Here is a 15,676-nt window from a genome sequence, read left to right on the forward strand (position 1 = left end):
TAGAAAATGAATAATTCACAAATTGACAGAATTAATGAACTTTATCGGAAATCTCAAAGCGAGGGACTAACAGAGGAAGAAAAAGAAGAGCAGTTAAAGCTTCGAAGTGAATATATCGCTAACATTCGAAGAAATCTTCGGGGAACCTTAGAACAGGTTTCTTTTGTTAATCCCGACGGAAGTATCACAAAGGCCAAGGATAGGAAGAAAAACAAAGAAGAAGAATAAAGCCTTTAAAAAATCATTTTAATTATATCGGCTAATTTATATACATCCGCTATATAAGTTATCTAAGCAATTTTATATAGAGATAGCATAATAATCGATTAATGAAAGGTCTGTCCTATTAGGAAGGAAATGATAACGAGATGACGAAAGACATGATCCGTTCCTTTATGAAACAAGAAAGAAATAACCTTACTGAGCAACAACAGGTAGCACTAAGCAGTGCTATACATAGAAAATTATTTGATCTTGATGAATATATTAATTGCGGTATTCTATTTTCTTATATTTCTTTTCAGACAGAGGTGGACACGAAAAAGATCTTAGAACAAGCATTCAAGGATAAAAAAAGAGTTTTTGTTCCAAGGGTTGAGGGAAAAGTTATTAATTTTTATGAAATTCTTAATATGAATAAGCTAAAAGTAAGTAGCTATGGAATATTCGAACCCGATGTCGAAGATAGTAAACGAAAGTCTTATCAAGGTCATGGTGATATGAAGAATTGCAGAAAGCTTATGCTGCTGCCGGGATTGGCTTTTGATTTATACGGTAATCGTATTGGTTATGGCGCCGGATACTATGACCGTTATCTAAGGGAATATCAGCAGGAGGGATTTGTTAAAATTGCACTGGCTTATGATTTTCAGATTGTAGATAAGCTGATTCCCGAGATATATGATATGAAAGCGGATATCATCATTACACCTTCTAGAGTAATACAATGTAAAGAGGATTTAATTATATGAAGAAGGTATCTGAAATGTAGGGATGAAAGAGCGACGGATTGATGCTAGTATAGATAGGTGAACCTGACCTATTATCTGGGAATTATCTCTGCCAAGAATTTTATTATGGAGATAAGATTTGCTAAGGATACATTATATAATAAAACAGGGCAGGAAAGCTATGTATAGTAATTTTATTATTTAATATAGAGATATGGAAGGAGGATTCATATGAGTTATTTAGAAGACATAGGAAGTAAGGCCAAAGTTGCAGCTACTGCTTTGAATCTTATGTTACAGGATGATAAGAATAAAGCACTTGCTGCCTGTGCCGAGGCTTTGTTAGATGCGCAGACTGAAATTCTGGATGCGAATGTAATTGATGTAACAAACTCGGAAAAGAACGGTGTAAAAAGTTCACTGATTGACCGACTTCGACTGTCCCCTCAAAGATTAAAGGCTATGGCGGATGGACTGATAGAAATCTGTGCTTTACCGGATCCGATTGGTGAAGTTATCTCCATGAAGGTACGCCCCAATGGGCTTAATATTGGTCAAAAGATTGTACCGCTGGGTGTAATAGGAATTATATACGAATCAAGACCCAATGTAACGGCAGATGCCTTCGGTTTATGCTTTAAAACAGGTAATGCAGTTATCCTAAGGGGTGGAAGTGACGCGATTCATTCTAATAAAGCCATTGTAAAAGCTCTAAGACAGGGATTAAAAGCTAGTGGTTGTACCGAGGATGCGGTTCAATTAATTGAAGATACCTCCAGGGATACCGTGAAAGAATTTATGCGTATGAATAAGTATCTGGACGTTTTGATCCCCAGAGGAGGAGCCGGCCTAATTCAGTCGGTTGTTGAGAACAGTACCGTTCCCGTAATCGAAACCGGTACCGGTAACTGTCATATATATGTTGATGAGTATGCTGATTTTACCATGGCATTGGATATTATCGATAATGCAAAAACCCAAAGACTTGGCGTATGTAATACATGTGAATCCTTAGTGATTCATGAAAAGGTAAGCAAGGAATTCATTCCGCTGTTATATGAAAGACTTCATAGGAAAGAAATTGAAATCCGGGCGGATGAAAGAGGTTGCGCTATAACGAATGGCTGTATACCTGCCAACGAGGAGGATTACTCAACCGAGTATTTAGATAAAATTATCTCCCTTAAGGTGGTCGATAGCATAGAAGAAGCAATTGCTCACATCAATAAATACAATACAAAGCATTCCGATGCAATTGTGACTAAGGATTACGATCATGCCATGAAATTTCTTAATGAAATTGATGCTGCTGCGGTATATGTTAATGCATCAACACGATTTACCGATGGCAATGAATTCGGTTATGGAGCCGAGATTGGAATCAGTACACAAAAACTCCATGCCAGAGGTCCGATGGGATTAAAAGCGCTGACCACTACAAAATATATTATTTTCGGGAATGGTCAGATAAGAAACTAGTTCACAAAAAATTAGAAAGAGGGTAAGTAAATGTCTAGAGAAATTTATGATTTACCGTCAGGAGATGAATTAAAGAATTTTTTAAAGAAATTTAAAAAAATATTTGTCTTTTTGGTTGGTATTATTATTGTGGCTGTACTTGGTTTTGGTTCATATTATACAATTAAAGAACAGGAACAAGCAGTAGTAACAACCTTTGGTAAAGCAAAAACAGTAAGTGAAGCAGGTCTTCATTTTAAGATACCGTTTATTCAAAAGGTGCATAAGGTGGATACGACCATTCAGGGCTTTCCAATTGGTTATGATATGGAAACCGGTCAATCGATTGAAGATGAATCTATGATGATTACGTACGATTATAACTTTGTTAGTGTTGACTTTTACGTGGAATATAAGGTATCTGACCCGATTAAAGCCTTATATGCTTCCGAAGACCCGGTTACGATACTAAAAAACATAGCTCAAAGTAGTATCAGAGCCACAGTAGGAAGCTATAAAGTGGATGACGTTATTACCACAGGAAAATTTGAAATTCAGTCAACAATCAAGGAATTGATTGTAAATAAACTTCTGCAAAGAGACATCGGTATCCAGTTAGTTAATATTACTATTCAGGATTCTCAACCTCCTACAGAACAGGTTATGGTAGCTTTTAAAGCAGTTGAAACTGCAAAACAAGGGAAAGAAACAGCAATCAATAATGCGAATAAATATAGAAATGAAAAACTACCACAAGCTTTAGCTGAAGTAGATAAGATTTTACAGGAAGCTGAATCAACAAAAGCCAGAAGAATGAATGAGGCGGAAGCTGAAGTGGCAAGATTTAATGAAATGTATGAGGAATACACGAAGTATCCGCTTATTACAAAACAACGTATGTTCTATGAGGCTATGGAGGATATTCTTCCATCCTTAAAGGTGGTACTTGATAGTGGAGACAGCGGGGTTACGAAGTTTTTACCTTTAGAACCGATTATGGAAGGAGGCGCTAACTAATGTCAAAGAAAGCAAGAAATATATCAGGTGTTATAGTTTTATTGTTAGTAATTGCCGGTGTTATTGTGTTGTCTTCCTCCATCGTTATTACAAAGGAGAATGAGTATACCCTAATAAAACAATTTGGTAAGATTGATAGGGTAATTGACAGTGCCGGACTTTCCTTCAAGACACCATTTATTGAGGAAACTCAGGTTTTACCAAAGCAGGTACAATTTTATGATATGCTGGAATCCGATGTTATAACAATGGATAAGAAGACCATGGTGGCAGATAACTATGTATTATGGAAAATTGAAAAGCCGATACTTTTTGCACAAACCTTAAATTCAAGCGTGGTTCTTGCAGAAACCCGTATTGACACAACCGTATATAATTCCATGAAAAATGTTATCAGTAGTATGGATCAGGCAGATGTAATCAGCGGAAGAGATGGTACCTTAAGCGCTGCAATTATGAAGAATATTGGAGATACTATGCAGCAATATGGTATCAACCTGATTTCTGTAGAAACGAAACGATTGGATCTGCCCAGTGACAATAAAACGGCTGTATTTGAAAGAATGATATCAGAAAGAGACCAGATGGCAGCTACTTTCACTGCGGAAGGTGAATCGGAGGCACAGATTATTCGTAATAAAACGGATAAAGAGATTGCTATCAGTATCTCTGATGCGGAAACCCAATCAGCCAGAATTGTAGCTGAAGGTGAAGCGGAATACATGAGAATTCTATCCGCTGCTTATTCAGACCCCACAAGAAGTGATTTTTATACCTTTATCCGTTCCCTGGATGCTGCCAGAGCTTCCTTAAGCGGGAAGGATAAGACCTTAATTTTATCAGCCGATTCTCCGATTGCTCAGATCTTTTATCAGGTTGAATAAGAGATAGATTATGTTATTGGATTAGGGTGTCAAAAGCCCAGTAATAATATGATACGTAAATTTGCACAATTTTAGTTATTGAATTCGTTATACAAACATAGTTTATTAGCAACACGCTCTCGCTTGGATGAAGTACGTAGTGGTACATAAGACCGCAAAACACGCGGTCTAAGTACCAACGACTTCATACAGTTGCTCATTAAACTATGTTTGTATAACGTTAAATTAAGAATGTATATGTGCAAATTAACGATTTCAAGTTTAAAGAAAGGCTTTTTATACCCTAAACTTTATAGGGTCAAAACAGATATGAGTTTATGTATAAAGAGAATAATATATCTATTATCTGATATAAATTAAAATAAAAGAATATATATAAATTATTTGATTAGTAATCCCGGTTAATTCATATAGAGAATAAATAAATCATATAGTAGGATTAAGAATATTTGTGGAGCCTGAAGATATGATTGTGAATCTTTTAGAACCTGTATATGATTATGATAAATTTATATCGGATACTAGGAAGTTAACCCAACAATATCAAGGTATTATAAAACATGTCACGATTGGACGGTCCCATGACAATCGTGACATCGTTATGCTGGGACTTGGTATAGGAAGTAAGTTTATAACCTGTGTTGGAGGAGTACATGGAAGGGAAACCATTAATCCTATTGTGTTAATGAAAATTATAGAATATTATGCAGAGCTTTATACGAACTATAAAAGGCAAAAACAGGAATTGTTTCAACAATTAAGTGGATTTTTTACTAATTTAATATCAGAATATGAACAGATGATTTATGGTAGTTGTATTTATGAACTTTTACAAACTTATACCATCCTTTTTGTTCCACTTTTAAATCCGGATGGATATATGATATCATTATTAGGATATGATAGTATACGTAATGAAGAATTAAGATTAGAAGCTATAAGTAAGGATGAACTACACACAGAATGGAAATATAACGGCAGAGGTATCGATATTAATCGCAATTTCCCGAGCCGCTTATGGCGACCAAAAGGTACACAGGACCATCCTGCCAGTGAACATGAAACAAGAGCTTTAATTAAAGTATTCCATCAGTACAAGTCTGAGGGATTTTTAGATTTTCATTCGAGAGGAAAATCAATTTATTATTATAGAAGTATGATGTCTGACATATATAATGAAAGACAACTGCGAATTGCAAACAAATTACAAGAAATAACCAACTATGAATTGGTACCCCCACAAGATGAAGTGGAAGCCGGAGATAGTGGAGGAAATACCGTTCATTATTATTCTGAGCGTTTTTATAAAACGGCATTAACGATTGAAACCGTTGATGATGATGCTGACTTTCCCCTTGATGTTAATTACCGTTTAACTACCTTTGAAGAGTTAAAGCTGGTTATTTTCAAGTTTGGAAGCCTGATAATATAAGAAAGAATGGAGTTACAATGGAGAGAAAAGAAACTAGTATAAATGAACTTGAAGCAGCAAAGCAGCTAAATATTATAACTGAATTAAAGGCCAGATTTGACCAGGAATTTGAAAAGACAGGGAAAAAGAAAACCTATCATATCGAAACTTTTGGTTGTCAGATGAACAGCCGTGATTCTGAAAAAATATCCGGTATCTTAAAGCAGATCGGTTATGAGGAGACGGATACGGAAGATGCGGATTTCGTATTGTTTAACACCTGTACCGTAAGAGAGAATGCCAACAACAGAGTATATGGAAGACTTGGTTATCTGGGTAAACTTAAGAAAAGCAATCCGGATATGATAATCGCTGTCTGTGGATGTATGATGCAGGAAGCATCCGCTGTTGAAAAAATTAAAACCAGCTACCGATTTATTGATATTATCTTTGGAACCCATAATATCTTTAAGCTGGCAGAGTTATTGCAGATACGTCTGGATTCCAAACGTATGGTAATTGATCTATGGAAGGATACTGAGTTAATCGTTGAGAACCTACCAAATGATCGTAAATATAGTTTTAAAGCAGGTGTAAATATTATGTATGGCTGCAATAATTTTTGTAGCTATTGCATCGTACCTTATGTAAGAGGTAGAGAAAGAAGTCGAAATGCACAGGATATCATAGATGAAATCAAAGCCTTTGCAGAGGATGGGGTTGTGGAAATTATGTTGCTTGGGCAAAATGTTAATTCCTATGGTAAAACCCTTGAGGAACCAATTACATTTGCAAATCTCCTTCAAAAAATTGAGGGAATAGATGGTATAGAAAGAATTCGTTTTATGACTTCTCATCCCAAGGATTTATCCGACGAACTAATTGAAGTTATGAAAAACAGCAAAAAAATCTGTAATCATCTTCATTTACCTCTGCAATCCGGCAGTTCCAGGCTGTTAAAAATTATGAATCGAAGGTATACAAAAGAAAGTTATCTGGAATTAGTGAGTAAAATACGCAAAGCCATGCCGAATATTTCATTAACAACGGATATAATTGTAGGATTTCCGGGAGAAACTGAAGAGGATTTTAAAGAAACCTTGGATGTGGTTAATAAAGTTGGATATGATAGCGCCTTTACCTTTATCTACTCCAAAAGAACAGGTACTCCTGCGGCAACCATGGAGGGTCAGGTAGAAGAAACGGTAGCGAAGGAACGGTTTGACCGTCTTCTCAAGGCAATTCAAGCCGGCTCTGCCAAAGCAGCCGGAAAGGACGAGCATACCATACAGAAGGTGCTTGTGGAAGAAATTAATGCGCAGGATTCTTCACTGCTTACCGGAAGGCTAAGCAATAATTTGTTAGTTCATTTTCCCGGGGATCAATCCCTCATCGGTAAAATAGTAGATGTCTATCTGGAAGAAAGTAAAGGCTTTTATTATATGGGCAAGCTTATCAACTCATAATTATGCAAAAATTCAGTGACAAAACATTATGAGAAGATTCATGCATTTTGTCTAATAAATAGGTAATTACTCACAATTTGCATATAGAAATTAATTTTTGTTTTATGAAAACGTATGAAATATAAGCATTTCTAAAGACATCTAAAATATGGCATAATATATAAAATGTTTGTTCGAATACTTGACATATTAGTAAAAACAGTATAAAATTTATATGTTGTATTAACTATGGCTGTTAAACTACTATAGATAGTAGTTATTCGATTATCGATGCAAGTAGTTTGACATGCATTGTACAATGAAAACTTAATAAGGAGGTGCTCCTGTGTCAGAGGTGTTAAAAATAGTCATTGCTATTGTTATAACCTTGGTGATTGTAGCTACTCTTACTTGGAAGTTTGCGATTGCTTACCGCATGAAAGTTTATGAAGCGAAGATAGGCAGTGCAGAGGAAAAAGCAAGAGAAATCATAGATGAAGCTTTAAAAACAGCTGAAACTAAGAAGCGCGAGGCCTTACTCGAAGCAAAAGAAGAATCTTTGAAGGCAAAGAACGAATTCGAGCGGGAAACTAAGGAACGAAGAGCAGAGATACAACGCTATGAAAAAAGGGTTCTAACTAAGGAAGAAACATTAGATAGAAAGACCGAAGCACTGGAAAAGAAGGAAACCAAACTTTCCGCGAAAGAAGCGGAGTTGGACAAAATCAAGCAGGAAGTGGAAGAATTCCACGAAAGACAACTGCAGGAGCTGGAGAAAATCTCTGGACTTACCTCCGAACAAGCTAAGGAATATCTGTTAAAGACTGTTGAAGAAGAAGTTAAACATGAAACGGCAATGTTAGTTAAGGAAATGGAAAGCAGAGCAAAAGAAGAGGCGGATAAAAAGGCAAAGGATTATGTGGTTACAGCAATTCAAAGATGTGCTGCAGATCATGTTGCTGAGACAACAATTTCCGTTGTTCAGCTTCCTAACGATGAAATGAAAGGTAGAATCATTGGTAGAGAAGGACGTAATATCAGAACTTTAGAAACAATGACCGGTGTAGATTTAATTATTGATGATACGCCGGAAGCTGTCATTTTATCAGCATTCGATCCAATCAGAAGAGAGGTAGCAAGAATTGCCCTTGAAAAACTGATTGTTGACGGTAGAATTCATCCTGCCAGAATCGAAGAAATGGTAGAAAAGGCTCAAAAAGAAGTTGAAGTTATGATACGGGAAACCGGTGAGGCTGCTACCTTAGAGGTAGGAGTACATGGAATACATCCTGAACTTATAAAACTTCTGGGCAAGATGAAATTTAGGACAAGTTATGGACAGAATGCTTTAAAGCATTCCATTGAAGTAGCTATTTTATCCGGCTTACTTGCCGGGGAAATCGGAGTGGATGTTAGACTTGCAAAACGCGCTGGTTTATTACATGATATCGGTAAATCAATCGATCATGAAGTAGAAGGTACCCATGTTCAAATTGGTGTTGACTTATGTAGAAAGTACAAAGAGTCACCGACTGTCATTAATTCGGTGGAAGCACATCACGGTGATGTGGAATTCCAGTCATTGATTGCATGTATTGTTCAGGCAGCTGATACAATTTCTGCAGCAAGGCCGGGTGCAAGACGTGAAACCTTAGAAACATATACCAACAGACTAAAACAACTTGAGGATATTACCAACGGCTTTAAAGGGGTCGATAAGTCATTTGCTATTCAGGCTGGTCGAGAAGTTCGGGTAATGGTAGTTCCGGAACAGATAAGTGATGCAGACATGGTTTTATTGGCTCGTGACTTATCTAAAAAAATTGAAAGCGAATTAGAATATCCAGGACAGATTAAAGTAAATGTAATCAGAGAATCCAGAGTTACTGATTATGCGAAATAAGAAGCGAAATTAAAGTGAAATTAATTAGAGGTGTATCACAAATGGTAATATATTTGTGATACACCTCTTTTTTCTGTGATAGCATTACGATGTTAAAAGCCTTCTTGGCAGAATTCATACATGTCACCTAAAAAAATCACTTCTAATTTTATTAATATATTACATAAATAAGCCAATTGATTGGAAATATTGTAATTATACAATAAAAGACATCATATTTCTACCAAATAATGCATCTAATAAAAATAAACTTGAAAAGTATATTTTAACAACAATAGTACTTAATATTATCGATTTGTGCACAAAATGCACAATATTTCCGTTTGACACGGACATATGACGTTAGTGCAGAAACTTTTTTTCATTTTTTTCTATAATTTTATTGCATTATTAAAACTTATATATTACAATGTAAAATAAATTCTTGAAAAGTACTACATTAGATTATAAAAATATAGGAAGGTACAATTATGGCATTAACACTATCAAAGAAAGCACAGGCAGTAAAGCCTTCTTCGACCTTATCAATTACAGCTAAGGCGAAGGAATTAAAAGAAAAGGGAATTGACGTAGTGGGTTTTGGTGCAGGTGAACCGGATTTTAATACGCCTGATAATATTTGCGAAGCTGCGATTGAAGCTATTCATGCCGGTTTTACAAAATATACCCCGGCAGACGGAACTTTAGAATTAAAGAAAGCGGTATGCGAGAAATTCCTGAAGTTTAACGGATTGAGATATGAGACCAATCAAGTGGTAGTAAGTAACGGCGGTAAACATTCCCTTACGAATATCTTTACTGCAATTATAAATCCGGGTGACGAAGTTATTATTCCTGCTCCCTATTGGTTAAGTTATCCGGAGATTGTTAAGCTGGCTGACGGTGTTCCTGTTTTTATTCGTACAGATAAGAGTCAAAATTATAAAGTAACCGCAACACAGATAGAAGCTGTATGCACGGATCGGACGAAAGCTTTGATATTAAACTCGCCAAATAATCCTTCCGGCATGATATATACAAGAGAAGAACTGGAAGCAATTGCAGAAGTGGCTGTAAGAAAAGATTTTTATGTTGTATCCGATGAGATGTATGAGAATCTTATCTACGGTGATGATCATCCGGTAAGTATAGCATCTTTGAATGATGAAATATATAAAAGAACAATTACCTGCAGCGGCGTAGCAAAAAGTTATTCTATGACCGGCTGGAGAATCGGTTACACAGGCTCTTCGAAGGAAATTGCTAAGTTAATGAGTAGCGTACAAAGTCATCAGACCTCTAATCCCAATTCCATAGCTCAAAAAGCAGCTTACGAAGCACTTATGGGTTCACAGGATTCTGTTTTTGCCATGAATGAGGAATTTAATAAACGTAGAGATTATATGTTTGATAGAATCTCCAACATGAGATTACTTTCAGCATTAAAACCTCAGGGTGCGTTCTATATGTTTGTTGATATTAGTGAAACTTTGGATAAGGAATACAAGGGAACGAAAATAAATACGGTAAGTAATCTTGCAAAAATATTAATTGAGGATTTTAATGTTGCGGTAATTCCCTGTGATGATTTCGGTTTTTCGGACCACATTCGTTTGTCTTATGCCATATCCATTGAACAAATTAAAAAGGGACTTAATCGTATTGAAAAATTATTAAATGAATTAAGATAAGAAGAGAATATCAAATTTACATAGGTAGTGTTTTATTAAATTTCGATAAAACACTACCTATTTTTTCATTATTATGCTAGAATAGCAATAAATACAATAAAAGACTGTTAATATCCATATAAGTTAGATATTTACATATGAAACAGATTAAAGTATATTATTTTTATAATATATGGCGCAAAGTCGAATCAAAGTTCAAGGTTAGACTATATTGACTTCATAAGGTGAATAAAGCGGTAAGCAAGTATAAAGAGATAAAAGATAAAAAGATAAAAAGAGTATCTCGCTTATACATGTATAAATTAAACTTTTGATATACACAGATTATATTAATTGATTATGAGAGAAGATATATATAAAAATAGATGGAAAGAAGGAAATGATATGGCATTATTCGGTTTTATTGGTGTAGGAAATATGGGATATCCTTTACTAAGGGCTGCTATCAGATGCTTTGGTGAAGAACAGGTTACTTTTTTTGATGTATCCTTACAACAAAGAAATAAAGTTACAGAGGATACCGGTATCCCCTGTGCGAAAGATAATATAGCTGTAGTTAATAATTGCAAGTATCTGGTTTTAGTGGTAAAACCGCAGTATTTTACTGATGTATTAAAACAAATTAAGGATTATGTCAAAGAAGATCATGTTATAATCTCTATTGCAGCCGGTATAACGATCGATACAATAAAGTCCGAACTTTATGGCTCTATCCGCATTGTTAGGGCTATGCCCAACACTCCGGCTATGGTTCTACAGGGAATGACAGGTGTTAGCTATTCTAAGAATGATTTTTCTGGGGATGAACTTGAGACGTTAGATCGATTTTTCCTTTCTTACGGAAAATATGAGGTGTTTGATGAGCGGTTAATGAATGCTGTGATTTGTGCAAATGGCAGTTCTCCGGCTTATGTATATATGTTTATTGAAGCCTTAGCAGATAGTGTTGTAAGTTATGGTATTCCAAGGGATAAAGCCTATATATTGGCAGCTCAGACAGTTCTTGGAGCAGCTACCATGGTGTTAGAGACAGGAGAACATCCAGGAAAACTAAAGGACAATGTCTGTTCCCCCGGAGGTACTACCATCGCGGCGGTGAAAGCCTTAGAAGAGCATGGGTTAAGAAATGCTGTGATGAAGGCTACCGACGCCTGTTATGAAAAGGCAGTTTTTCTTACAAACACAAATAAGTAAAGAGAAATAGATTGGTACGAGATACATTTCCAATAATTCTACAAATGTAGTATATTGTTATATTTTATTATATTAATAAAAGAGGAGTAAAACATGGACCAATATAAGAGACTTAACAGAGAATTATCCTTTAAGGGTAATATTATAGATTTTTACAGTGATACCATAGAAATCAACGGTGAAAGGAAAACAACCTTTGATTTTATTCATCATAACGGAGCATCTGCAATGATACCGGTAGATAAGGACGGAAAAATTCTAATGGTAAGACAATATAGAAATGCTATTGACAGTTATACCCTTGAGATTCCAGCCGGCGGATTAAATAAAGGAGAAGATAATTTAACCTGTGCCATTAGAGAATGTGAAGAAGAGACCGGATACATAGCCGGAAAGGCTCATCACTTAATCGATATCTATACAACGGTTGCTTTCAGTAATGAAAAAATCAGTATATTTTATACGAATGATTTAACCCCATCAAAGCAAAATCTTGATGAAGATGAATATGTTACGATTGAAAAACATTCCTTAGACGAGATTATTAAGATGATTTACAATGGAACCATTCAAGATGCTAAAACAATTGCCGGAATTCTAGCTTATAAAACAAAACAGACCACAGATAAATAGATCGCTCTTAATGATACCTAAAGCTTGTTCTATTTTTTTATTTCTGTCATATGTATGGATTAAGAGAAGGTATGATATCATCCATATAAGGAGCAGGCTATGAAACAATTGAAACTACAGTTACATCGATTGAGTGCTTTACAACTGGCGATTATATTATTAATACTGGGCTTGTTTATCGGTATTTTTTTTGCTAATGTTTTTCGAAATTCTTATCAAGAGCAAATAAATGAATACCAAAATACGGTTTTTCAAAGCGTAACAACGAAGGATATTAATTACTCCGGATTATTCACATATGTACTAGGTAAGAATTTTAAAGAATTTGCTTATTTTTGGATGTTTAGTATTACCATTCTGGGTATCCCGTATATGGCATATAAGATATTTTCGTTTGGTTTTTCAGCAGGCTTTTTTATCTCAGCCGTCGCCATGAATTATGGGTTTAAAGGAATACTCTTAATTCTTGTATATATATTTCCCCATGGACTGATTTATCTCCCGATTGCTATGTTTAGTTTATATAAAGGATATACACTGTGTCAAACCGTATATTTTGACAATAGAAATTATCTTGGCAGTATATTTAAACTTGTCAAACCGTATTTGCTTATTATATTATTGTTAGCCATAATTTTATTGGCCGGCAGTTTTCTGGAAGCGTATATTGGAGCTTTCATATTAAAGAAAACATTGGGCTTATTTGTTTAGTCCATGATTAATAATTTCTACAATTGATATTAAGAACATTCAATTGGTATAGCAAATGAGGAGGTAGGAAATGGAATTCTATATCGGCGATTTTGTTACATATCTGAAAGAAATAAAACATGCTTCCCACAATACCGTACAGGCTTATCAGGCAGACTTAAAAAGACTGGAGAGTTTCTTAATGAAACAAAATATTACTACGGTACATAAAATAAGTGAGACTTGTTTGAATTCTTATGTATTGTCGTTGGAAAAAGAGGGACTATCCCCAGCCTCCGTATCTAGAAACATTGCCTCCATGAAAGCATTTTTTCTATTCTTATTAAAGAAAGGTATGATAAACGGTGATCCTTCTGAAAGGATAAAACCACCTAAAATAGTTAAAAAGCCACCACAAACAATACAGACTGATTTAATAGACAAGCTGTTAAAGCAACCGGATGTTAAAACGAAAAAAGGGATACGGGACAAGGCCATGCTGGAGTTACTATATGCAACAGGAATGAAGGTAACACAACTTATTTCTATTCGGCTTTCTGATATTAATCTGAATGGCAAATATCTGACCTGTAGGGATAAAAAAGAAAGAAACATTCCGTTCGGCAAAACTGCAAAAGAAGCCATACAACAGTATTTAGCGATCCGACAAGAGGAATTTAATAAACAAAACAGTGATTTGTTATTTATGAACACTTCAGGAGAGCAGTTAAGCAGACAGGGATTTTGGAAAATACTGAAGGGCTATGCGAATGCGGTAGGTATCAAAAATGTTAATCCAAATGCGATACGTCATTCTTTTGCCGCACATTTATTAGAAAATGGTGCTGATCTTGTAAGCGTGCAGGAATTTTTAGGTCACTCTGATATTAGTACAACACAGCTATATTTGAATCATAGCTATAAAAACAGCAGAGAGGTATATTTAAATACTCATCCGAGAGCTTAATGATAAGTTTATTCATTATTTATGAGCATTCAAATGAGTATCATAATGAGCTATACATTGTTATAATTTATGTAGACTTTTACAATTAGAATCGTACTAATTAAGTTTCAAACCGGATATATGAAACACTTTATTTAAATATAATAAGGAGCATTACTTCTGTCTTTATAAATGAAAAGATAGAAGTAATGCTCCTTATTATATAATATTACATTTGTTTTAATATCCCTTATAACGATCGATTACAGACCATCAGCTATGGTATAAATAAGTTTTTCGGAATCCTTCCAGCCAAGACATGGATCGGTGATTGATTTTCCATAAATACGGTTATCTACTTTTTGTGTTCCTTCTTCAATATAACTTTCAATCATAACACCTTTAACTAATTTTGCTATATCAGAGGATACTCTGCGGCTATGAAGAACTTCTTTTATGATACGGGGTTGTTCTTTATACAGTTTATTGGAATTCGCGTGATTAGAATCTATAATAGCAACAGGATTATCAAGATCTCTTTTCTTATACATATCAACCAATCGGATCAAATCCTCATAGTGATAATTTGGTATAGACTGACCATGTTTATTAACCGCACCACGTAAAATTGTGTGTGCCAAGGGATTTCCTGAGGTAATTACTTCCCAGGTTCTATATAAGAATGTGTGACTTGCCTGGGCTGCCACTACAGAGTTAAGCATTACGGAAAAATCACCACTGGTAGGATTCTTCATACCGGCAGGGACATCCATACCGCTGATGGTAAGACGATGCTGTTGATTTTCTACGGAACGGGCACCGACAGCGACATAGGAAAGGATATCTTCAACATAAGGCCAGTTTTCAGGATATAACATCTCATCTGCTGCGGTTAATCCTGTTTCGGCGATAGCCCGAAGATGCATCTTTCTCATGGCGATTAAACCTTCCTGCAAATCCGGTTCTTTTTCAGGATCAGGCTGATGTACAATACCTTTATATCCTTCTCCGGTCGTTCTTGGTTTGTTCGTATATATTCTGGGTATTAAGATTAATTTATCCTCAACCTTTTCCTGAATCTTAGAAAGTCGGGATATATAATCGCATACCGCGTCTTCATTGTCAGCAGAACACGGGCCAATGATAACCAAAAATTTATCGGAAGCACCGGTTATGACATCTTTGATTTGTTTATCTCTTTCTTTTTTACGAAGGACATCCTTGGCCGGTAGAGGATATTTTCTAACCAGTTCTTCCGGCGAAATTACTTCTTTTACAAATTTAAAACTCATTCTATCAAACTCCCTTTTGTTAATTGATTTATTTTATACTTTTTTTATTGGTACGTCAATCCAATATTACAAACATAGTGAAAAAATTATAAACCTAATGAAAAATCAGCAAAAATTTCGATAAATCGAAGGATAGCAACATCTGTTTTATATGATTCATATAATTTTATCCTATTTTAGAAA

General features: G+C 35.2%; 14 protein-coding genes. 13 read left to right on the plus strand and 1 reads right to left on the minus strand.

Annotated elements, in window-relative coordinates; all coding sequences use genetic code 11:
- Nucleotides 1–6 precede the first annotated feature (6 nt).
- The 13 genes from I5677_RS11205 (at nucleotide 7) to I5677_RS11265 (ending at nucleotide 14,222) form a co-directional block, all read left to right on the plus strand.
- The gene (locus tag I5677_RS11205) at nucleotides 7–228 is read left to right on the plus strand and encodes a DUF896 domain-containing protein (RefSeq protein ID WP_197661678.1); all 222 of its coding nucleotides are present in this window, start codon (nucleotides 7–9) and stop codon (nucleotides 226–228) included.
- Nucleotides 229–368: 140 nt separating this feature from the next.
- Entirely contained in the window at nucleotides 369–971 is a 603-nt protein-coding gene (locus tag I5677_RS11210; RefSeq protein WP_197661679.1) for a 5-formyltetrahydrofolate cyclo-ligase, read from the plus strand.
- 210 nt (nucleotides 972–1,181) lie between these two features.
- Nucleotides 1,182–2,429, plus strand: a complete 1,248-nt coding sequence (locus I5677_RS11215; protein WP_197661680.1) for a glutamate-5-semialdehyde dehydrogenase — start codon at nucleotides 1,182–1,184, stop codon at nucleotides 2,427–2,429.
- A 30-nt stretch (nucleotides 2,430–2,459) separates the two neighbouring features.
- Entirely contained in the window at nucleotides 2,460–3,425 is a 966-nt protein-coding gene (gene hflK / locus I5677_RS11220; RefSeq protein ID WP_197661681.1) for an FtsH protease activity modulator HflK, read from the plus strand.
- Nucleotides 3,425–4,309 carry a protease modulator HflC gene (gene hflC, locus I5677_RS11225; RefSeq protein ID WP_197661682.1) on the plus strand — a complete coding sequence of 295 codons (885 nt, stop codon included), beginning with the start codon at nucleotides 3,425–3,427 and terminating at the stop codon, nucleotides 4,307–4,309. Before hflK ends, hflC begins: the two co-directional genes overlap by 1 nt.
- A gap of 466 nt (nucleotides 4,310–4,775) precedes the next feature.
- On the plus strand, nucleotides 4,776–5,741 hold the full coding sequence (locus I5677_RS11230) for a M14 family zinc carboxypeptidase (protein WP_197661683.1): 966 nt from the start codon (nucleotides 4,776–4,778) through the stop codon (nucleotides 5,739–5,741).
- Nucleotides 5,742–5,758: 17 nt separating this feature from the next.
- Nucleotides 5,759–7,186, plus strand: coding sequence for a tRNA (N6-isopentenyl adenosine(37)-C2)-methylthiotransferase MiaB (gene miaB, locus I5677_RS11235; RefSeq protein WP_197661684.1), 1,428 nt, complete (start codon nucleotides 5,759–5,761; stop codon nucleotides 7,184–7,186).
- 334 nt (nucleotides 7,187–7,520) lie between these two features.
- Nucleotides 7,521–9,068, plus strand: a complete 1,548-nt coding sequence (gene rny / locus I5677_RS11240; RefSeq protein ID WP_334298798.1) for a ribonuclease Y — start codon at nucleotides 7,521–7,523, stop codon at nucleotides 9,066–9,068.
- 470 nt (nucleotides 9,069–9,538) lie between these two features.
- Nucleotides 9,539–10,738, plus strand: coding sequence for a pyridoxal phosphate-dependent aminotransferase (locus I5677_RS11245; RefSeq protein ID WP_197661686.1), 1,200 nt, complete (start codon nucleotides 9,539–9,541; stop codon nucleotides 10,736–10,738).
- Between the two features lie 384 nt (nucleotides 10,739–11,122).
- Entirely contained in the window at nucleotides 11,123–11,932 is an 810-nt protein-coding gene (gene proC, locus I5677_RS11250; RefSeq protein WP_197661717.1) for a pyrroline-5-carboxylate reductase, read from the plus strand.
- Nucleotides 11,933–12,025: 93 nt separating this feature from the next.
- Nucleotides 12,026–12,565: an NUDIX hydrolase gene (locus tag I5677_RS11255; protein WP_197661687.1), complete on the plus strand. Its 540-nt coding sequence runs from the start codon at nucleotides 12,026–12,028 to the stop codon at nucleotides 12,563–12,565.
- Between the two features lie 99 nt (nucleotides 12,566–12,664).
- On the plus strand, nucleotides 12,665–13,276 hold the full coding sequence (locus I5677_RS11260) for a stage II sporulation protein M (RefSeq protein ID WP_197661688.1): 612 nt from the start codon (nucleotides 12,665–12,667) through the stop codon (nucleotides 13,274–13,276).
- Between the two features lie 70 nt (nucleotides 13,277–13,346).
- The gene (locus tag I5677_RS11265; RefSeq protein WP_197661689.1) at nucleotides 13,347–14,222 is read left to right on the plus strand and encodes a tyrosine recombinase; all 876 of its coding nucleotides are present in this window, start codon (nucleotides 13,347–13,349) and stop codon (nucleotides 14,220–14,222) included.
- Between the two features lie 242 nt (nucleotides 14,223–14,464).
- On the opposite strand, the gene I5677_RS11270 is transcribed toward I5677_RS11265, so the two are convergent.
- Nucleotides 14,465–15,517: a 3-deoxy-7-phosphoheptulonate synthase gene (locus tag I5677_RS11270; RefSeq protein WP_330617908.1), complete on the minus strand. Its 1,053-nt coding sequence runs from the start codon at nucleotides 15,515–15,517 to the stop codon at nucleotides 14,465–14,467.
- Between the last annotated feature and the right edge of the window lie 159 nt (nucleotides 15,518–15,676).

The organism is Mobilitalea sibirica, from assembly GCF_015999265.1.
Taxonomy (GTDB): Bacteria; Bacillota; Clostridia; order Lachnospirales; family Lachnospiraceae; genus Mobilitalea; species Mobilitalea sibirica.